The sequence below is a fragment of the Catenulispora sp. EB89 genome (assembly GCF_041261445.1).
Taxonomy (GTDB): Bacteria; Actinomycetota; Actinomycetes; order Streptomycetales; family Catenulisporaceae; genus Catenulispora.
On sequence record NZ_JBGCCU010000008.1, the window covers coordinates 136,653 to 155,248 of the forward strand.

Annotated in this window: 18 protein-coding genes; 9 read left to right on the top strand and 9 right to left on the bottom strand. The window is 72.0% G+C overall.

Going from position 1 to position 18,596, the window contains the following annotated elements; translation table 11 throughout:
- Positions 1-16: 16 nt before the first annotated feature.
- The 4 genes from ABH920_RS19135 to ABH920_RS19150 all read right to left on the bottom strand — a co-directional run bounded on the left by ABH920_RS19135 (position 17) and on the right by ABH920_RS19150 (position 4,608).
- Positions 17-1,144 carry a DUF3048 domain-containing protein gene (locus tag ABH920_RS19135; RefSeq protein WP_370350389.1) on the bottom strand — a complete coding sequence of 376 codons (1,128 nt, stop codon included), beginning with the start codon at positions 1,142-1,144 and terminating at the stop codon, positions 17-19.
- A gap of 69 nt (positions 1,145-1,213) precedes the next feature.
- A complete protein-coding gene (fxlM, locus tag ABH920_RS19140) occupies positions 1,214-2,647 on the bottom strand; it encodes a methyltransferase, FxLD system (protein ID WP_370350390.1) in 1,434 nt (477 codons plus the stop codon).
- Positions 2,648-2,665: 18 nt separating this feature from the next.
- On the bottom strand, positions 2,666-3,259 hold the full coding sequence (locus ABH920_RS19145; protein WP_370350391.1) for a hypothetical protein: 594 nt from the start codon (positions 3,257-3,259) through the stop codon (positions 2,666-2,668).
- 2 nt (positions 3,260-3,261) lie between these two features.
- Positions 3,262-4,608 carry an MFS transporter gene (locus tag ABH920_RS19150; RefSeq protein WP_370350392.1) on the bottom strand — a complete coding sequence of 449 codons (1,347 nt, stop codon included), beginning with the start codon at positions 4,606-4,608 and terminating at the stop codon, positions 3,262-3,264.
- 166 nt (positions 4,609-4,774) lie between these two features.
- On the opposite strand from ABH920_RS19150, the gene ABH920_RS19155 reads away from it, so the two are divergent.
- The 4 genes from ABH920_RS19155 to ABH920_RS19170 all read left to right on the top strand — a co-directional run bounded on the left by ABH920_RS19155 (position 4,775) and on the right by ABH920_RS19170 (position 8,518).
- A complete protein-coding gene (locus tag ABH920_RS19155; RefSeq protein WP_370350393.1) occupies positions 4,775-5,596 on the top strand; it encodes a hypothetical protein in 822 nt (273 codons plus the stop codon).
- 33 nt (positions 5,597-5,629) lie between these two features.
- A complete protein-coding gene (locus ABH920_RS19160) occupies positions 5,630-5,914 on the top strand; it encodes a glycosyltransferase family 2 protein (protein WP_370350394.1) in 285 nt (94 codons plus the stop codon).
- Positions 5,911-6,087, top strand: a complete 177-nt coding sequence (locus ABH920_RS19165; protein ID WP_370350395.1) for a hypothetical protein — start codon at positions 5,911-5,913, stop codon at positions 6,085-6,087. Before ABH920_RS19160 ends, ABH920_RS19165 begins: the two co-directional genes overlap by 4 nt.
- A 145-nt stretch (positions 6,088-6,232) precedes the next feature.
- On the top strand, positions 6,233-8,518 hold the full coding sequence (locus ABH920_RS19170) for an acyltransferase family protein (protein ID WP_370350396.1): 2,286 nt from the start codon (positions 6,233-6,235) through the stop codon (positions 8,516-8,518).
- 241 nt (positions 8,519-8,759) lie between these two features.
- Here the strand turns inward: ABH920_RS19170 and ABH920_RS19175 are convergent, their stop codons facing one another.
- Positions 8,760-9,374: a TetR/AcrR family transcriptional regulator gene (locus tag ABH920_RS19175; RefSeq protein WP_370350397.1), complete on the bottom strand. Its 615-nt coding sequence runs from the start codon at positions 9,372-9,374 to the stop codon at positions 8,760-8,762.
- Between the two features lie 69 nt (positions 9,375-9,443).
- On the opposite strand from ABH920_RS19175, the gene ABH920_RS19180 reads away from it, so the two are divergent.
- Together ABH920_RS19180 and ABH920_RS19185 are read left to right on the top strand one after the other, a co-directional pair.
- Entirely contained in the window at positions 9,444-10,511 is a 1,068-nt protein-coding gene (locus ABH920_RS19180; RefSeq protein ID WP_370350398.1) for a hypothetical protein, read from the top strand.
- A gap of 176 nt (positions 10,512-10,687) precedes the next feature.
- Entirely contained in the window at positions 10,688-11,467 is a 780-nt protein-coding gene (locus ABH920_RS19185; protein WP_370350399.1) for a dienelactone hydrolase family protein, read from the top strand.
- A 1,220-nt stretch (positions 11,468-12,687) separates the two neighbouring features.
- Here the strand turns inward: ABH920_RS19185 and ABH920_RS19190 are convergent.
- Positions 12,688-13,335, bottom strand: coding sequence for a response regulator (locus ABH920_RS19190; RefSeq protein ID WP_370350646.1), 648 nt, complete (start codon positions 13,333-13,335; stop codon positions 12,688-12,690).
- A gap of 34 nt (positions 13,336-13,369) precedes the next feature.
- A complete protein-coding gene (locus tag ABH920_RS19195) occupies positions 13,370-14,542 on the bottom strand; it encodes a GAF domain-containing sensor histidine kinase (RefSeq protein ID WP_370350400.1) in 1,173 nt (390 codons plus the stop codon).
- A 147-nt stretch (positions 14,543-14,689) separates the two neighbouring features.
- Between ABH920_RS19195 and ABH920_RS19200 the strand changes: the two genes are divergently transcribed.
- Entirely contained in the window at positions 14,690-15,532 is an 843-nt protein-coding gene (locus tag ABH920_RS19200) for an SDR family NAD(P)-dependent oxidoreductase (RefSeq protein WP_370350401.1), read from the top strand.
- A gap of 1 nt (position 15,533) precedes the next feature.
- Positions 15,534-16,691, top strand: a complete 1,158-nt coding sequence (locus ABH920_RS19205; RefSeq protein WP_370350402.1) for an S-adenosylmethionine:tRNA ribosyltransferase-isomerase — start codon at positions 15,534-15,536, stop codon at positions 16,689-16,691.
- 54 nt (positions 16,692-16,745) lie between these two features.
- Here the strand turns inward: ABH920_RS19205 and ABH920_RS19210 are convergent, their stop codons facing one another.
- Positions 16,746-17,387 carry a TetR/AcrR family transcriptional regulator gene (locus tag ABH920_RS19210; protein ID WP_370350403.1) on the bottom strand — a complete coding sequence of 214 codons (642 nt, stop codon included), beginning with the start codon at positions 17,385-17,387 and terminating at the stop codon, positions 16,746-16,748.
- Between the two features lie 107 nt (positions 17,388-17,494).
- On the opposite strand from ABH920_RS19210, the gene ABH920_RS19215 reads away from it, so the two are divergent.
- Positions 17,495-17,908, top strand: a complete 414-nt coding sequence (locus ABH920_RS19215; protein ID WP_370350404.1) for a PaaI family thioesterase — start codon at positions 17,495-17,497, stop codon at positions 17,906-17,908.
- A 220-nt stretch (positions 17,909-18,128) separates the two neighbouring features.
- Here ABH920_RS19215 and ABH920_RS19220 read toward each other — a convergent pair whose 3' ends face one another.
- The gene (locus ABH920_RS19220; RefSeq protein ID WP_370350405.1) at positions 18,129-18,593 is read right to left on the bottom strand and encodes a DUF4442 domain-containing protein; all 465 of its coding nucleotides are present in this window, start codon (positions 18,591-18,593) and stop codon (positions 18,129-18,131) included.
- Positions 18,594-18,596 lie beyond the last annotated feature (3 nt).

Genomic DNA, 18,596 nt, shown 5'->3' on the forward strand with positions numbered 1-18,596 from the left:
CTGTCGCGGCGTGAGCTTATTGCGGCGTGAGCACGATCCAGACCTGGCCGGGGTGGAACGGCATCGGCCGGCCGTTGACGGTGAAGCTGGTCGTGGCGGCGTCGTTCGGACGCGACCAGGTGCCGGTGTAGGAGTTGCCGTCCCGCAGCACCACAGCCTGACCGGTGCCGACCGTCGGCGCGTACGGCGAGAGCTGGTCGGGCACGTCGTGGAAACCGCGCGGCGACGTCGTCTCGGCGACCTTCTGCAGCACGATGGTCGGCGCCCCGAGCGCACCGCCGTCGGTGGTGGAGGCGTCCCGGCCGTCCATCGCGATCAGGTACTCGCCTTTGCCCGCGTCCCAGGTGAAGGTGAAGGACGCCGAGGGCATGCGCGCCGTGGCGGTCGCGGTCGGGACGCCGCCGGCCGGCGCGGCGCCGAAGCGGAAGCCGATGTCCTTGGCGGCGGCGGTATCAGGGAAGTCGCTCAGTACCTTGGCCGGGTTCAGGTACTCGTTGTAGGGCGCGTTGCGCGAGTCGTCGCGGGAGAACGCGGCGCCGTCCTGATCGGGGCTCGTGTTGGAGATGTCCGCGGCGGCCAGCACCGGTAGGAACACGCTCAGCGCGCCGGAGTAGGCGAAGTCGACTTTGCCGTACTGCTCCAGGATCGGCAGGTCGCTCTCCCGGGCGCTGCGCACCGGCCCGATCTTGCCGCCGGCCGGCAGATGGTTGGAGTCGTACACGGCCAGGAAGCGCGAGAGGCCGCCCTCGACCTCAATCGCGTAGACGACGTCGGCCGAGGCCAGACCGGTCTGTGGTCGCGCGTAGACGATGTTGTCGATCTTGACCGCGAGGATCTTCCCGGCCGGTCCCGGCAGACCGGTGAGCGGCGAGACGTTGCCCGAAACAGAGGTCGACGATGTCGTCGAACCGGTCGGCGCCGCGTCCGGCTTCTTGTGGCCGCTGCTGCACGAGGCGGTCAGACAGAGGGTTGCGGTGCAGCAGGCCAGCGCGGCCGCACAGGTACGAGTTCGGGTGCTGCGAGTGCTGCGGCTGCTGCGGATGCCGGGGGTGCGAGTTCGGGTACGGAGTCGAGTCGCGGGGCGGGACTCGGGTCGGATCTCGGGTCGGGTCTCGGGTCGGGTCTCGGGGCGCGTGAGTCGCATGGGTCGGTCTTCCTCCCCGTCGGTGCGCTGCGTCGCGCATGGCGACGTAGTGCATTTACCCGATCCGGCCTACCTCGATGCAGGCGGCCAGGTCACGGCCAGGCGCACATGCTCCCGCACGCCGATCACACCCGCATCCGGGGCCGGGCCGCCGATCGGCCGGGCGGTGATGACCGGCCCGGAGCCCAGCCGCTGCTCACGACTCCACACCGCGGTGCTGTCGGCCAGCGCGGAGGCCAGCTGCGCGGCGCCCGGGCCGAAGGCGTGAGCGCCGAGTTCGATGCGGCCGTCGGGGCGGGCGCGCGCGGTGAGGTGGGCGAAGCCGGCGGGGGTGGCGACGGCGGGAGTGGCGGTGGCCAACGCCGGTTCCAGGGGTTCGGTGCCCGGCGCACCCGGCCGGCCCGGTGCGGCCGGGGCGCCGGGGACGTGCACGGTCAGCTGGCAGTAGCCGGGGAACTCGGTGGCGAGCCACAGCGGCAGCGTGTCCCACGGCTCCCAGCGCCAGACCCGGACGCCGGACCAGCGCTCGGCGCGCGGGCCGCGCAGGTGCGCCTCGACGCGCGCCGCGTCGGGGATCGCGTCGAGATCGTCGGCGGCGACGGTGAGATCGCCGTCGTTGAGCAGGAGTCCGTCCTCGGGATGGCTGCCCGCGCCCTGCATCTTGACGAATCCGCACAGCCGCGTGGAGCGGCTGACGAGGCGGTCGTCCTCGCGGTCGAAGGCCACCGAGCGGGTCATGCCGTGCAGCAGCAGCGGCACGACGACGCGGCCCCGCGGCGTCAACTGCCTGATCCAGGCCGGCGGCAGGTCCCAGGCCTCGACCGTCACCACGACGCGGTCGTACGGCGCGTGCTCGGGCACCCCGGCCGCGGCGTCGGCGGTGACCACGTGCACGGCGGTGTAGCCGGCCTCATCCAGGCAGCCGCGCGCGCGGTCGGTCACCGCCGGGTCGATGTCGACGGTGGTGACCTCGCCGTCCGGTCCGGCGAGCTCGGCCATCAGCGCGGCGTTGTAGCCGCCGGAGCCGATCTCCAGCAGCCGCATGCCGGGCCGGATGCCGGCCTGCTCCAGCATGATCGCCTGGATGTCGGGCGCGCTCACCGAGCTGGTCGGGACGCCGTGCCGGTCGCGCTTCACGAACACGACCCGGTTCGCGTACGCCGTTTCCAGCGCCAGCCCAGGCGTGAACAGGTGCCGGGGCACGGCGCGGACGGCCGCCGCGACCTCGGGCGTGCTGATCGCGCCCTCGGCGACGAGGCGGTCGGCGAGCGCGGCCCGGAAGGCGGCGGCCTGGGCCTCGGCGCGGGAGGCGCGGGATGCGGCCCGCCCGGCCTCGGCCCGATCGCGCCAGGCCCGACGGCGGCGCTCGCGATCCGAGTCGGAATCGGGACCAGCAGCGGAACCAGAATTGCGACCGGAGCCGGAACCCGTGCCTGAACCGGAACGCGCGCCCTCGCCGCGTTCGTCCAGATCTCGATCCCGATCTCGATCCGCCGTCGCCACGAAAGCCACCTCCTCGCATCAGGCGTCCTCCCCAGCCTGGTACAGCGAGTAGGCCTTTTCATAGTGAGTTCCCTCCTCCGGGTGCTGCGGCAGCGCGGGATGCGGCCGCCGTCCGCCGTGCGCGATCGTCCGGACGGCCCCGCGGCTCATCGGCTGCGCCCGCCGCTCGCGCACCACCCAGCCGCGCAGCGTGGACTCGTGGCCGGGCAGCGTGTGGCAGGGGCCGCGGCAGCTGCGCAGGATCAGCCCGAGCGGGGCGCCGGTGAGCGCGCCGAGCACCAGCAGCCCGCCGAACGTGGTCCCGGCGCCCTCGCGGTCGGTGAGACAGCGCCGTCCGCGCCGGGACAGCGCCAGGTCGGCGGCCAGCCCCGGCTCGCCGCGCGGGCCGTGCGCCAGGCAGGTGGCCAGGTGTTCGCCGTCGGGCGCGGTGCGGGCCAGGCGGTCCACGAGGTCGGCGGCCAGCCGGCGCGCGGCGTCGATGGCCCGGAGCGGATCCGGCTCGGCCTCGGCGGCGTCCCAGATCGCCCGGCCGGCTCGGCGGCGGACGTGGTCGGGGTGCCGGGTCCAGCGGTCGCCGGTGGCGGTGGCGAGCGCGGCGGCTTCGGCGGTCATGGTCAACCTCCTGATGGCGAGGGCGATGCCGAGGGGGCGGTCGAGGACTCCAGGCTCGGCGCGGTCGGCGATGCGGGTTCGGGTTCGATCACTGTTTCGACCGTAGCGGAGGGTTCTGACAAGTCGGCATCTTCCAGGTCAAGTCGCCGTACAGCGGGCAAAGCGAGCATCAGCGCGACCGTCGCGAACTGGAACACCGCCCCGAACGCCAGGAACGCCCCGATCCCGAACGCCGCCCCCAACGGCCCGGCCGCCACCAGCCCGAGCGGCCCCAGCGCGAACGCGCCGAGCGTCTGGTACGCCGTGATCCGCCCCAGCACCTCGGCCGGCACCCGCGCCTGCATCACGGTGGTGTCCAGCGCGCCCCCGACCGCCCCGCCGACCCCGGTGACCGCCGCGGCCGCGCACACGAACGGCAGCGACAGGTCGCTGGCCAGCAGCGCGGGCGTGCAGACGTAGCCGAAGGTGGCGACCACCGAGATCAGGAACGGCCGCTTCGGCCTGCGCCCCAGCAGCGCCAGCCCGCCGAGGATCGACCCCGCGCTGTTCGCGGCCAGCACCAGGCCCCACGCGCCGGCCCCGCCGAGCCGGTGCTCGGCCACCACCGGCCCCAGCACCAGATACGGGGCCCAGACCAGGGCGTTGAAGAGCGCGAACTGCAGCGTGCTCAGCCACAGCCAGGTCCGCGAGCGGAACTCGTCCCACCCGTCCCGCAGATCCCTGATGATCGTGGTCCGCTCGCCGGGCTCCGGCTGCGGCACGTGCGCCAGGCGCAGCAGCACCACGACGCTGACCGCGTAGCTCCCGGCGTCGATGAACAACACTGACGCCGGCCCCGCGGCCCCGCCGAAGGCCGCCGCGATCATGCCGCCGAGCGCGGGACCGGCGACCCCCGCGCTGGACACCGCCACGCTGAGCATGGCGTTGGCGTCGCTCCGCCGCCCGGCCGGGATGAGCCGCGGGATCAGCGCCTGCAGCGAGGGGCTGAAGACGCCCTCGCCGACGCCGGACAGCGCCGCCGTGACGATCATCGCGGTCAGCGTGGCGTGCCCGGTGAGCACCAGCAGCCCGAAGGCCGCCTGCGCCCCGCAGCGCAGCAGGTCGGAGGCGATCATCACCTTCCGGCCGCCGAGCCGGTCCGCGAACACCCCGCCGAGCAGCAGGAGCAGGATCACCGGCACGATGCGCGCGGCCATCACCCAGCCCAGGCCGCCGGGCCCGGCGCCGGTGTGCAGGACGGCGAAGGCGGTGGCGACCGGGGCCATGGAGGTACCGAGCCGGGAGGTCAGGTAGCCGGTGAAGAACCACCGGAAGTCCTTGTCGGCCAGCGTGGAGAAGATTCGAGACACATCGGGAGCGTCGCCGCTCGGCAGAGTGCCGCTCAAGAGTTTTCTGCGCTTAAGTTGAGTCTCTTTGCATAAACTTTATGAGCGGCTATATCTGTCGCAGTAAACACCTGTCTTGACCAGTCGTACTACACTTCTTTTGGGCTCGCTGAAAGGAGGGAGCGGAAGCATGTTTACTGCGGTAACTTCGGACTTCGCACCGCCGGTGGAATACGCGGTCGCGGTCGAGCGGTTCCTGGCCTCCGCCGGCCTGAGCGCGGCCTCGCAGCGGGTCTACCGGATCGCGCTGACCACCTGGTCCTGGCTGCTGGTCGAGCGCGAGTCGCCGGTCGGCCCGGCCCGCCGGGGCGCGCCGGCGCCGGTGGTACCGCTCGGGCAGCTCGACAGCGCCTCGGCACCGTCCCGCCTGGCCGCCGGCTTCGCCGCCCGCGAGGCGGCCGTCGGCGCCCGCACCGCGAACCGCGAACTGGCGATCCTCCGCAGCGCCCTGACCTGGTGGCGCGCCCGCGAATGGGTGGCCTGCGACCCGACCGCCGGCATCCGCCGCCGCACCGCGACCGCCCGAAGCGTCGAGCCGCTGAGCGACGAGCAGGCACGCGCGGTCCTGCGCCTCCGCGCGCCGCTGCGCGAACAAGCCCTGTGGCACGCGGTCTACGACAGCGGCGGCGGCATCGGGCGCATCCTCGCCCTGGACGTCCCCGACCTGGACCCGAACGGCCGCCGCACCCACCCCCGCCTCCCCGGCGAACCCCTGCACTGGCGCCCCACGACCGGACGCCTGCTGGCCCTGCTCGCCGCCGGACGCCCCACGGGCCCGCTGTTCCTGACCGACCGCCGCGCGCCCGCCGACACCCCCGCCCACGACCTGTGCCGGGTGACCGGCCGCGGCCGGCTGTCCTACCGCCGCGCGGCGGAGCTGTTCACCGCCGCGACGCAGGGCCTTGATGAGGCCGGACGCGGATGGACGCTGCGGCAGCTGCGCCGCGAGTGACGCTGATGGCGCGTTAGTGCAGGTGACGAGGTAATGCAGGTGACGAGCGTGGTGGCGCGTGACAGGCTGCTGCGAGTGGCCGACGATCTCGTGTGGTGGCCGCAGACGCCGACGGTGGACGAAGGCCGCGTCGCGGTCGTGACCGTCTCGTACAACACGCTAGAGCTGACGGCGTTCCTGCTCTGGTCGCTGCGCACCATTGTGACCTGGCCGAAGCTGGAGATCGTGGTCGTGGACAACGGCTCCCGCGACGGATCGGCGCGGTTCCTGGCCGAGGCGGCGAGCCGCGGGGTCTGCACTTCGCCGACGGCCACGTGATCCACCGCGGACGCGGCACCCTCGCCGCGGTCCACGCCGCCGAGGAGCGGGACCACCCGCTCTACACGTGGGCCGAGACCCACCACGACGCGCACTACGCCGAAGTCCCCGGCGCGGACGAGCGTTACCGCGCGCTGCTCCAACGATTCCGCGATCAACCACACGTCATATAAGCATCCTTAAACGATCTGTCTCCGCTGGACGGGTGATTCGGCTCCGGACTCCCGTCTAACTGCGTTAATGCCCCGCGGGAAGTGGTGCATAAGGGGACTTATGGAGCCTGATGAGGGGGCGCGGCCGCTTCCGCGTCATCGTTTCGTGGAACTGCCGGTCTTCGGCATCGCCTCCGGGCGATCCGTCGGCGCAGTGCGAGCCGATGACGTCGCCGAGCTGAGGACGATCGCCGGGATCGAGGCGCGCGGGGAGCAGCTGGGGCGGGAGTCCGAACAGGCACCTGAGGAGGGTCCGGAGCTGGACCCGGAATCGGACCCGGCTGCCAGCACACCGACCCGCATCCCCGCCCTCGACGGACTCCGCGCCCTGGCCGTGGCCGCCGTCCTCCTCTATCATGCCGGCATCTCCCGGGCCCGCGGCGGCTTCCTCGGCGTCGACGTCTTCTTCGTCCTGTCCGGCTACCTCATCACCGGCCTGCTCGCCCGCGAGTACCTCGCGACCGGTGCCGTAGCCCTGCGCCGCTTCTACCACCGCCGCGCGCGCCGCCTGCTGCCGGCGCTGTTCGTGGTCCTGGCGGCCGTCTGCGCTTACGTGGTGCTGCGGCTGCCCGGTGAGGCCGCGGGCTTCCGCGGCGACGCCACCGCCTCGCTGTTCTACGTCACCAACTGGTGGTTCGTCGCCAAGGGCCAGTCCTACTTCGGCGGCACCGGCCGGCCGAGCCTGGTGATGCATCTGTGGTCGCTGGCCGTCGAGGAGCAGTTCTACGTCGTCTGGCCGGTGTTCCTGCTGGTCGCGCTCGGCCGGTCGCCGCAGTCGGAGCGCGCCGAGCGGATCAGGGCCCTGTGGCGTGCCGTCGGGTGGGCCACGCTGCTGGCGGTCTGCTCGGTCGGGCTGTCCGTCCTGCTCTACTCGCCGTGGCGCGACCCCTCCCGCGTCTACTACGGCACCGACACCCGCGCCTTCGAGCTGCTGATCGGCGTGCTGGCCGCGCTGATGCAGATCGCGCGGGAGAAGCCGGGGCGTGCGGTGGCGGCTGGAGCGGTGGCGGCCGGAGACGGAAACGGTTCGACCGCGCAGACCCTGCGCCGCATCGCCGTCGAATCGGCGTCGTTCCTCACGTTGGCCGGCATCCTGTGGGCCTTCGCCGCCGTCCCCGCGTCCTCGCCCACGCTCTATCCGATGGGCCTCATCGCGGTGTCCATCGCCTCGGCCGTCCTTATCAGGACCCTGGTCTCCGGCACCGCGGTGTCCGGGCTGCTGTCCGGCCGGCCCTTCGTCTGGCTCGGCGAGCGCTCCTATGCGCTCTACCTGTGGCACTGGCCGATCTTCGACGTCACGCGCCCCGGCGTCGACGTCGCCTGGCCTCCGCAGACCGTGCTGCTGGTGCGCGTCCTGCTCTCCGTGGTGTTCGCCGACCTCACCTACCGCTTCATCGAGACGCCGATCCGTCACGGCGCCCTCGGCCGGGCCGCCGCGCGGGCGCGCGAGGCGTTCGGACGGCGCGAGCTCGGCGTGCCGCTGGCGACCGCCGGATCGGCGCTGGCCGTGCTCACGGCGGCCGCCATGCTCACCGACACGCTGGTCACGACCGCTGCCGCGCACCCTGTCGACGCGCGAGCCGTCGCCGTCGACAACCGGCCGGCCGCCGCCTTGGACGAGCCGCACGGCAGCGCGCCGCAACCTCACCCGCACGCCGCCTCGGTCGGCGGAGCCACCCCCTCCTACCCGACCGCGCTCCCGCCGCGTCCGGCGCACCCGCCGCGCGTGGCCCTGATCGGCGACTCGCAGGGCATGACCCTGTACATCAACCGGCCCCCGGACACCGCCGCCTACGTCCACCTCCTCGACGACACCACCGAAGGCTGCGACTTCCTCGGCGGCCGCATCAGCAGCGGCGCCGGCGACCGCCGCGACCTGGACGCCGAATGCGGCGCCACGGTCGCCAAGTGGGCCTCCCGGATCGAGCGCGACCACGCCGACACCGCGCTGCTGATGGTCGGCGCCTGGGACCTGTTCGACGAGCAGGTGGACGGCGCCGCGCTGCCGTTCGGCAGCTCCGGCTGGGACGCGTACTTCACCGACCGGCTGGGCCAGGCCGTCAGCACCCTGAAGGCCACCGGCCTGCCGCAGCTCGACCTGGCGCTGCTGCCTTGTTACCGGCCGACCCACACTGCGGGGAGCTCCGGCGGCCTGTGGCCCGAGCGCGGCGACGATTCGCGGGTCGCGCACGTCAACACCCTGCTGGCGTCCTACGCCCAGGACCCGGCGCACCACGTCCGCGCGCTCTACCCGCCGGCGCAGTTCTGCCAGGACCCGACCATCGCCTCCAGCCGCTCCTACCGCTGGGACGGGGTCCACTACTACAAGCCGGGGGCGCGTCTCTATTTGCGGAACGCGATCCCCCAACTTCTGGAGGCGGACACGCCGTGATCGTCCCGGCGAACCTGGCCAGGTGGCCGGACCTGCAAGCGGTGCTCGGGTCCGCGAACTGCCATGGGCGCCGGTGCTACTGCCAGCGGTTCAAGAGCCCTGGCAGTGATTGGAAGAACGTCTCCGATGAGGAGCGGGCGTTCCGGCTGCGGATGTCCTGGGCACCGGCGGCAGGGCGTCGCCGCGGCGTGTTGTGATGCGCATCGATTTCTGAGTGCTTCTGGCCCCGCTCTGGCCCTGCTTACGTCGATGCGGCGCGCCCTCGCACCAGCGGCAGGAAGACCTCGTCCACGATCTCGACGACGACCTCGTCGGGGACCTCGGGAAGGCCCCGCACGGCGTACTCTCCGCGCAGCACCATGATCGGCAGCGAGGCGACGCGCGGATGGATGGCTTCGTGCGGAGCCTCGCCGCGCGCCACCGCGTGCTCCAGGAGCGTCAGCCACGCGGCGTCCATGGCGTTGCCGCCGGCCTGTTCGCGAAGGAGCGTGAGCAGGTCCGGGTCGTCTGCCGCCGCCGCGAGCAGGTTGCGGAGGACGGCGCCTTGGGGGGAGGACCAGGTCGTGTTCGCGGCTCGGAGCAGGGCCAGGGCGTCGCCGCGCAGCGTGCCGGTGTCCGGGACCTGTAGCTCGCCGGCGACCAGGTGGCGGTAGGCGGCCACACCGAGGGCGGCGCGGGCCGGCCAGCGGCGGTAGATCGCGTTCTTGTTCGTTCCGGCGCGCTGCGCCACGCGGTCCATCGTCATGCCGCCGTAGCCGGATTCGCGGAGTTCCTCGGCGGCGGCCCGCAGGATCGCGTCCTCCAGCTCCGCGCCCCGGCGGCGGGTGGGGGTTTCGCGGTGCTGGTCGGGCGGCATGGCGGGGTGTCCTTTCGAGGATAGGGTACGCTACGTACCCTAAGCTTGCTTCCGTGATCGGAGATTGCGATGCGCGTTTTCGGCGTCACGTACGACACCGGGTTCACGACCGCCGGGACCACCAACCACGAACCGTTCCTGCCGGACATTGTGCAGCGTGAGATGCGGGTGATCCGCGAGGACCTGCACTGCGATGCTGTGCGTATCACTGGCGGGGTCGCGGAGCGGTTGGAGATCGCCGCGCGTGCGGCGGCTGCGGTCGGGCTGGAGGTTTGGTACTGCCCGTTCACGAATGGGCTGAGTCGGGAGGAGCTGTTCGGGTTCCTGGTTGATGCGGCTGAGCGTGCTGAGCGGCTGCGTGCTGAGGGGGCACGGGTGGTTTTCCTTGCCGGGTCGGAGATCACGTTGTTCACCGATGGGTTTCTGCCGGGGGAGACGTTTCAGGAGCGGGCCGCGGTGTTGGGCGATCCGGTGCGGTTCCGGGGGTTGCTGCCGCGGTTGAACGTTGATCTGAACGCGTTCTTGGCGCGGGTGCTTGTCGAGGTTCGGGCTCGGTTTCGTGGGGTGGTCGGCTATGCGTCGGTGGCGTTCGAGCGGGTGGACTGGACGCTGTTCGATGTGATTGCCAGCGATGCCGGGTACCGCGATGCGACCAATGCTGCGATGTTTCCTGAGGCGTTGAGGGCTCAGGTCTCGCAGGGGAAGCCGTTTGCCGTTACGGAGTTCGGCTGTGGCGCGTTTCGCGGTGCCGCTGCGTTGGCGTCGCGGGGCGACGCGATTGTGGAGTGGGGCGAGGACGCGCGGCCGGCGCGGATGGCGGAGGGGACTGTTCGCGATGAGGAGGAGCAGGCCGGCTACGTGCGGGAGATGCTGGGGATCTACGACGCCGCCGGGGTCGAGGCGGCGTTCGTCTACACCTTCGCGCGCTGGGACATGCCGACGCTCGGGGACCGTGAGGCGGAGCCGGAGCGGGACTTCGACGCGGCGAGTTTCGGGATCGTCAGGGTGCTGCCGCCGGGGGTTGCGGTGGGGGAGTATGCGGAGCTCAACTGGGAGCCGAAGTCCGCTTTCGGGGTAGTCGCAGAGTTCGGGCTTGCGCGGCGTGCGCGGCTCGCGGGGGTGGTGGAGGGCGCCTGAGGGTTGTGCGCTCGGGGCGTGGGATCGTGGAAGAGTTGGCGGGCGCGGTTGCTTTTGTGAGTGGCGCGTAGCCGCCGTACCGCCCCGCCGCCCCATCACCGCCGCACCGCCGCCCATCACCGCCGGACCGCCGCCCCATCACCGTCGCAGATCATCGCAGGATTGTAGGAGAGACCATGCCGACCGTAGCGCTGCAGATTCCGACCCCCGACGGCCAGGCCGACGCTATCGCCGCCGTTCCCGAGGGCGGCGGGCGGCATCCGGGGGTGCTGCTGTACATGGACATCTTCGGCATCCGGCCCGAGCTGGAGCGCAAGGCCGTCGAGCTGGCCGAGCACGGGTACTACGTGCTGGTCCCCAACGTGTTCTACCGGCACGGGACGGCGCCGCTGATCGACCTGCCCGACTTCGTCGGCGAGGACGAGCGGCACAAGGCGGTCGAACAGCTGCTGCCGATGTTGCAGGCGCTCACTTCGGAGCAGGCGCTGAGCGACGCCGAGGCGTACCTGACGTTCCTGTCGGAGCAGCCGGGCGTCACCCCCGGCCCGGTCGCGGTGATGGGCTACTGCATGGGCGGCGGCCAGGCCCTGCGCACCGCCGCGGCGTTCCCCGACCAGGTGGCGGCCGTCGCATCCTTCCACGCCGGCAAGCTGGTCAACGACACGCCCGAGAGCCCCCACCGCGCCCTCATCCCGACGATCACCGCCGACGTCCACATCGGCCACGCCGAGACCGACATGCGCCCGGAGCACGTCGCCGAACTGAACAAGGCACTGGACGCGACGGGAGTGCGCTACACCTCGGAGATCTACCCGGGCACCGTGCACGGATTCACGATGGCCGACACATCGGCCTTCAGCGCCGAGGGACTGCAGCTGCACTGGGACCGGCTGCTGGCGCTGCTCGGCGGCGCGCGGTTTGGGGCGGGGGCGGAGGCGGGGGCGGAGGCGGAGTGAGCTGACCGCGGTGCGGTTGGGATGTGGGGTACAGGCGATTTTTACGGCTTCGCCTAAGGTTTGGTGACCTCGCTGGTTGGCGCAGTTCGGTTGATGGACTTGTTTCGCGCTGGCGGTTGCCGGTGTACGTGGACACGACCGCGCGCAGGTCGGGGCCTAGGCTTAGTGCCTTGGCGGCCGCCGGTGTGCATGGACACGACCGCGCGCAAGTCCGGGCTTAGGTGTGGTGCCTTGGCGGCTGGCGGTGCAGGCGTGCGGGACCGCGCGGTGGTGGTGCAGGTCTCTGCGGCGGTGCGCTGGCGGTGTCGGTGGTTCGGCGGTGTTGGTGTCGGTGTCGGTGGTGCGTGCTATATCTATGTATAAGGGGTGATAATGCCCTAACAAAATGCCGCCATGCCGACCCGCACCACCAGCCGGCGCTGGCTGCCGGCGGTTTTCGCGGACACGATCGCGCGGCGGTCCGACTTGCGCTGCGGTGCGTTGGCAGGCGGCGGTGTTCGTGGGCAAGACCACGCGCCGGTCGAGCTTGAGCGTGGCGCTTTGGCGGCTGGTGGTTTTCGTGTCCACGACCACGCACCGGTCCGAGTCACTGCGCACGCGTCATGTGGGCGGCCGTCTGCCGCGTTTGGTGGGCGCCAGAGGCCTCCGGCGGGCACTCTACAGCGAGGGGGCGACCCGCGCGACCTGCTGTTTGGCGGCGGCCCGCGACTGTTCGGCTATCCATCACGCTGTGCGTTACGCCGCGCTGCCTGCCAGCGGTGTTGCTTGTGGTCGCCGAGGTTCTGGGCCCCTCACCGCGTCGTCGCCGTAAACGGAACCAGCCCGGTCCGCAATGCAGCGTAGTTAAGGAATCTGCGGCCCTGTCAACTAGGACAATTTGACCTCAACGCTCGTTCAATACGCTCGACTTGTCACAGCCTGGCGGCGGCGAGGGCACCGTATCCGAAGCCCACCTGGTCAAATTCAGCGCAGTTGACAACGGGCCAGAACTCTTAACTACGCGGCATTGGCCCGGTCCGGCGGTATCAAGCCGGATCGCTGCTGCTGTGGTGCAGTCGCGCCCGGCTTGACACCACCGGCCCGGCCAGGTTGGCTTCGCCCGTCGACGCGGCGAGGGACCCAGAACCAACACCCCACATGGTCCTTCGGACCCCCTCACCACACCACCGGCGCCGCTGCGCCGTCACCATGCGCGGCCGCCGAGGTGCCGGCGCAGCCCCCTAAACCTGCTGCGAAGTCCCCCGCGCCGACCCGCGCTCCTCATCCTCCGGAGCGATCCCGTGCCGCACCGCCCACAGGGCGGCCTGCGTCCGGTCGGCGACGCCGAGCTTCATCAGGATGTTGGAGACGTGCGTCTTCACCGTCTTCTCGGCGAGTACCAGTGCGCGGGCGATCTCGCGGTTGGAGCGCCCCTGCGCGATCAGCACCAGTACCTCGCGCTCCCGCGCCGTTAGCGGTGGGGCCTGTGCCCCCGCTTCGCCGCTGCCGCCGCCGGAGTTCAGCAGTGCTGCGGCGACCTCCGGCTCCAGGAGTACGTGGCCGGCGTGGACCGAGCGGACTGCGGCGGCCAGGGCGGAGGGGTCGACGTCTTTGTAGACGTAGCCGCGGGCGCCGGCGCGGATCGCGGGGATGATCATTCGGCGGTCGGTGAAGCTGGTCACCACCAGGACCCGGGCTGTGGAGCCCGCTTCGCGCAGCAGTTCCATCGCGCCGACGCCGTCGACGCCGGGCATCACCAGGTCCAGCAGGATCACGTCCGGTTTCAGTTCTGCGGCCAGTTCCGCGCACTGCGCGCCGTCTGCCGCCTCGCCGACGACTTCGATGCCTTCCTGCAGCTCCAGGAAGGTGCGCAGGCCTTGGCGGACCATGCGGTGGTCGTCCGCGATCAATACTCTGATGACCTCAGGCCGCGCGGCCACGGTCCACCTCCAGCCGGATCGTCGTTCCCGCCCCGGGCGCCGAGGTGACGTCCAGGCGTCCGCGCACCGATTTGGCGCGGTCGCGCATTGAGACCAGGCCCAGGCTGCGGCCGGCGCGGCGGACCGCGGCCGGGTCGAAGCCGACGCCGTCGTCGACCACTTCCAGGGCGGCGCCGCCGTCGCAGGACTTGGCGCCGGTCGGGCAGTGCTCGTGGAGGCGCACGGTGATCTTGGTGGCGTCGGCGTGGCGCAGCGCGTTGTGCAGCGCCTCCTGTGCGACGCGCAGCAGGACCTCCTCCGCGGCCGGTGACAGGGCTTTGACGTCGGCGCCTTCGAAGGTCACGCGGGGGCCGCCGGCGGTCTGGTTCACCCGGTCCAGGACCTCGACGTGCTTGCGCAGCGTCACCGCCAGGCCGTCCTCTTCCAGCTCGGCGGGCCGCAGCTCGACCACTACCGAGCGCAGCTCCTCGGCGGCCTCCTTGGCCAGGGTGGCGACCTGCTCCAGTTCGGCGCGGGCCCGGGCCGGGTCGGCGTCCAGGACGTCGGCGGCCGCCTGGGAGGTCAGGCGCAGGGCGAACAGCTTCTGGGCGACTGCGTCGTGCAGTTCGCGGGCCAGGCGGTTGCGCTCGCGAGTGATCGCCAGCTCGCGTTCGCGCTCGTAGAGCCGGGCGTGGCGCAGGGCGATCGCGGCGTGGCCGGCCAGGATGCCGAGCAGTTCCTCGTCGTCCTTGGTGAAGCCGCCGGCCTTGTTGGCCAGGAACAGCGCGCCGAGGATCTCGTCGCCGTCGCGGATCTGCTGGCCGAGGAAGGCGTCCATCTCCGGGTGCGCCTTGGGCCACCAGCGGAAGCGCGGATCCTGGCGGATGTCGGGGAGCCGCTGCGGCGCCGGGTCCTGGAGCATCACGGCGAGCATGCCGTGCTGCCGGGGGAGCGGGCCGATCGCGGCCCACTGCTCGTCGCTGATGCCGTCCACGAGGAACTGCGCGAAGCTGCCGGCGCCGTCGGGCACGCCGAGCGCGGCGTACTCGGCGCCGATCAGCTCGCGGGCGGTGGCCACGATCGTCTGCAGCACCTCGTCGGTGGCGAGGTGGCGGCTGACCGCGAGGACGGCCGCCGACAGGCGGCGCATGGTGTCCAGCGCGTTCTGGGGGCTCATGCTCGCAGGGTATCGCCGATGATCGCGCGGCCCCATCGGGCCGGGGACCGGTCGGGCCTAGGCCGCCGGTCCTAGGACCAAGGGCGGTGCCCGACTCCGGTCCCGGGCCCGATCCCCGCGCCGGGCCCGCGGAGCAGGGTGAAGGACATGAACACGACGACAAACCAGACCGATACGAAGCAGCCCGAAACGGCGGCCGGCCGAGCGGCGGGCGGCACGTGGAGCGGCAATCCGGTGGCGGTGATCAGCGGCGCCTCGCAGGGCCTGGGCCTGGCGCTGGCCCGCGGCCTGGCCGAGCGCGGCTGGTCGCTGGTGATCGACGCCCGCACCGCCGACCGGCTGGCCGCCGTGCGCACCGAGCTGGCCGAGCTGACCACGGTCGTCGCGCTGCCCGGCGATGTCACCGACGACGCCCACCGCGCCGACCTCGCCGAGGCGGCCTCCGAGCTGGGCGGCGCGAGCCTGCTGGTGAACAACGCCTCCAGCCTCGGCGGCTCGCCGATGCCGGCGCTCGCGGCGTTCCCGGTGGAGGCGCTGGCCGAGACGTTCGCGGTGAACGTGGTGGCGCCGCTGGCGCTGGCGCAGCTGCTGCTGCCGCAGCTGCGGCAGCACGGCGGGGAGGTGCTCAACATCTCCTCCGACGCCGCCGTCGAGCCGTACGAGGGCTGGGGCGGGTACGGGGCGTCCAAGGCGGCGCTGGACCACGCCTCGGCGATCCTGGGGCTGGAGGAGCCGCAGGTGCGGGTGTGGGCGGTGGATCCGGGCGATCTGCGGACGCAGATGCACCAGGACGCGTTTCCCGGCGAGGACATCAGCGATCTGCCGCTGCCGGAGACCGTGGTGCCGGCTTTCCTGCGGCTGATCGATGAGCGGCGGCCTTCGGGGCGGTATCAGGCTTCTGATCTGCTGCCGCGAGGCGGCGTGGCCGGGGTGGCCGGGGTGGCTGAGGCCTCCGGAGCTTCTGCGGCGTCCAGTGTGGAGGTGGCCTGACATGGGGATCCTGCTGCACGAGCCGACTGTCGCGAACGGCTCCGCCGCCTCCCGGCCCGGTCCGCTGCCGGCCGGACCGCTGGGCCCGGGCTTCCGCGTCTCCTCCGACCTGCTGGCCCGCAAGCCAGCCGAGGCCCGCGGCCTGGACCGGGACGGCGTGCGGCTGCTGGTCGCACGCGGGCGGGGCGCCGCCGACCCGGAGATCGCGCACTACGTGTTCTCGGACCTGCCGGAGGTCCTGGAGCCGGGCGACCTGCTGGTGGTGAACAACTCCGGCACGCTGCCGGCCGCACTGGACGCGGTGACGCTCGGCTCCGGCACCCCGCTGGTGCTGCACGTGTCGACCGGCACACCGCAGGACCCGGACGCGTGGATCGTCGAGCTGCGCCGGCCGCTGGGGGACGGCTCGACCAAGCCGTTCGCGCTGGAGCCGGGATCACCGGACCCGGCCAGCCCGGCCGAGCCGGGACTGCGGCTGCGCGTCACCGGTGGCGCGACGGTCACGCTGCTGCGGCCGTACACGAGCCGACTGTGGGTGGCGCGCCTCGACCTGGGAATGTCGGTCGCCGACTACCTGAGCCGGCACGGCCGCGCGATCCGCTACGACTACGTCGACCGCGACTGGCCGATCGCGGCGTACCAGACGGTGTTCGCCGCGATCCCGGGCAGCGCGGAGATGCCCAGCGCCGCCCGGCCCTTCTCCGCCGACGTGGTCGCACGCCTGGTGGCCAAGGGCGTCTACATAGCGCCGATCACACTGCACACCGGCGTCGCCTCCCCCGAGGCACACGAGAAGCCGTACGCGGAGTGGTACTCGGTCCCCGAGGCCACGGCGGAGCTGGTCAACCACGTCCGCGCCCGAGGCGGCCGCGTGATCGCGATCGGCACCACAGCCGTCCGCGCCCTGGAATCGGCGTCCGATGAGGAGGGGACGGTCCATCCCGGCCAGGGATGGACCGAGCTGATCATCACGCCGGAGCGCGGGGTGCGAGCCGTCGACGGCCTACTGACCGGCTTCCATGAACCGGAAGCATCGCATCTGCTGATGCTGACGGCGATCGCCGGGCCGCGCCTGATCCGGGCCAGCTACGACGCGGCGCTGGCGGGGCGGTATCTGTGGCATGAGTTCGGGGATGTGAACCTGCTGCTGCGGCGGTGAGGCAGCCAGTCAGCGAGGGGGGGCATGAGCGGTCCGGGCAATCCGCCGGACCGCTCACCCGTCATCCCCCTCCAACAAAGCCCCCACCAAAGCCACAATCTGCGGCCGCAGCTCCGGCAGCGCCGCGACCTCCCCGGCATTGATCCGCTCCGTCACCAGCCCGCCCACCGCCCCGGTCACCGACCGTGCCACGAACAGTGGGTCCAGGCCGCCGCGCCAGCGACGGCCGATCGTGACGGCCTGCGCCAGGTTCATCGCGAAGGCCTCGGCGCGGGCCAGGCGGCGGGTGACGGCGGGGTAGCCGGCGGCGTAGATCTCGATCATGAACACGCGGGCGTTCGTCGGGTTCCCGGCCAGGGCGCCCAGGTAGGCCTCCATGATCCGGTCCAGGCGGACCAGGGCCGGGTCGCCGGGGGAGCCCAGGGACTGCTCGATCAGGCGGGCGAAGTTGTCCGCCGAGCGGTCGAACGCCGCCAGGAAGCAGTCCTGCTTGTCGGTGAAGTGCTCGTAGAACGTCTGGCGCGAGATGTGCGCCCGCGACAGCACCGCCCCGACCGTGGCCGCGGCGTAGCCGCTCTCCGCCACGACCTCCAGCATCCCGTTCAGCAGCCGCCCGCGTTGTGCCGCGCTGACGTCCTCGCGGCTCAGGCCGTGGTTGCCGCGGGGCAGGGGAGCGGGCAGTGTGTCGGGGTCCACGGCAGGAATCTACGGTACGCGCGGCGCCTTTGCGTTTTGCGGCCACGGGGAGCGGTCCCCGGGTCTCGATTTGACGCCGGGCCCTGAGATCCGCTCAATGGACCTCCATGGTCACCCTCGACATCGATACGGCGCGCATGGTCCTTGCCGCGCAGCCGTTCAGCGTCCTTCTCGGGGCGCGCGTGGAGGTCTTCGAGAAGGGGCGTGCGGTTTTGGCCGTCCCCATCCGCGAGAACCTCAAGCAGCAGAACGGGTTCGTCCACGGCGGCGTGCTCGCCTACGCGGCGGACAACGCCATCACCTTCGCCGCCGGCACGACGCTCGGCCCGGACGTGCTCACCAGCGGCGTCACGATCAGCTACGTGCGGCCGGCGTCCGGGGTGACGCTGCAGGCCGAAGCCGAGGTCACCTACACCGGACGCCGCCAGGCCGTGTGCCGGTGCGACCTGTACGGCGTGGCGGAGGACGGCGCACGGGTGCTCAGCGCGGTGGCCCAGGGGTCGGTGCTCTGCGTGTCGTGACCGGGCGTCGTGTCCTGACCGGGTGTCGTGTCGCGACCGGACGTCCGCCGCAGCCCCCGGCGGAGTCTCCTGACGCTGAATCAGCTCCCTGAACAGGGACGGGCCCGCCGGCGGAGTCCATCTTCCGGCGGGCCCGAACACCGCGGAAAGGCAACCTTTTCGAGGCTCGCGACGTTCTATAAGCAGGGGCCGACGGCGCGTGCGCCGTCGGTGGGTGGGGTCAGCTGTTGGGCCGCAGGGTCCAGATGATGGTCATCTCGCCAGTCACGGCGTCGTCGACGTCGCGCTGGATGGCGACATGGATCGGGAACTCGGGGCGCGTGCCGCCCTTGAGCTCGGCGATGATGTCGTCCACGGGGCGCCCGAGTGTTGCTGTGGCCGTGACGTCGCCTCGGGCGACCTTCTTGAAATCGATGGTGGCGGTGGTGGGCAGGGGGGTGGCTTCAGCCATGAGGTGGCCGAACGCGGCGGTGACGATCGCGCCGGAGGCGGATTCGGCCAGCGTGAACATCGCGCCGGCGTGCGGCCCGCCGATGTGGTTCCGGTACGCCGGCTGGTCCCGGAACTTCAGCACGGCGCGCTCCGGCGTGGTCTCGACGTACTCCAGCGCCAGCGTGCCGACCATGGGGACGGCGGCGGTCAGGAAGGCGCCGACGTCGAAAGGCTCTTGCTCTGCTGCGGTCATGCC

What these genes read in the sequence shown, in the direction of transcription:
- ABH920_RS19185 (WP_370350399.1), top strand. Translation starts at nt 10,688, where the DNA reads ATGCCGACCGTAGCGCTGCAGATTCCGACCCCCGACGGCCAGGCCGAC.
- ABH920_RS19155 (WP_370350393.1), top strand. Translation starts at nt 4,775, where the DNA reads ATGTTTACTGCGGTAACTTCGGACTTCGCACCGCCGGTGGAATACGCG.
- ABH920_RS19160 (WP_370350394.1), top strand. Translation starts at nt 5,630, where the DNA reads ATGCAGGTGACGAGCGTGGTGGCGCGTGACAGGCTGCTGCGAGTGGCC.
- ABH920_RS19180 (WP_370350398.1), top strand. Translation starts at nt 9,444, where the DNA reads ATGCGCGTTTTCGGCGTCACGTACGACACCGGGTTCACGACCGCCGGG.
- ABH920_RS19145 (WP_370350391.1), bottom strand. Translation starts at nt 3,259, where the DNA reads ATGACCGCCGAAGCCGCCGCGCTCGCCACCGCCACCGGCGACCGCTGG.
- ABH920_RS19190 (WP_370350646.1), bottom strand. Translation starts at nt 13,335, where the DNA reads ATGGTCCGCCAAGGCCTGCGCACCTTCCTGGAGCTGCAGGAAGGCATC.
- ABH920_RS19195 (WP_370350400.1), bottom strand. Translation starts at nt 14,542, where the DNA reads ATGAGCCCCCAGAACGCGCTGGACACCATGCGCCGCCTGTCGGCGGCC.
- ABH920_RS19200 (WP_370350401.1), top strand. Translation starts at nt 14,690, where the DNA reads ATGAACACGACGACAAACCAGACCGATACGAAGCAGCCCGAAACGGCG.
- ABH920_RS19220 (WP_370350405.1), bottom strand. Translation starts at nt 18,593, where the DNA reads ATGACCGCAGCAGAGCAAGAGCCTTTCGACGTCGGCGCCTTCCTGACC.
- ABH920_RS19215 (WP_370350404.1), top strand. Translation starts at nt 17,495, where the DNA reads ATGGTCACCCTCGACATCGATACGGCGCGCATGGTCCTTGCCGCGCAG.
- ABH920_RS19205 (WP_370350402.1), top strand. Translation starts at nt 15,534, where the DNA reads ATGGGGATCCTGCTGCACGAGCCGACTGTCGCGAACGGCTCCGCCGCC.
- ABH920_RS19135 (WP_370350389.1), bottom strand. Translation starts at nt 1,144, where the DNA reads ATGCGACTCACGCGCCCCGAGACCCGACCCGAGACCCGACCCGAGATC.
- ABH920_RS19175 (WP_370350397.1), bottom strand. Translation starts at nt 9,374, where the DNA reads ATGCCGCCCGACCAGCACCGCGAAACCCCCACCCGCCGCCGGGGCGCG.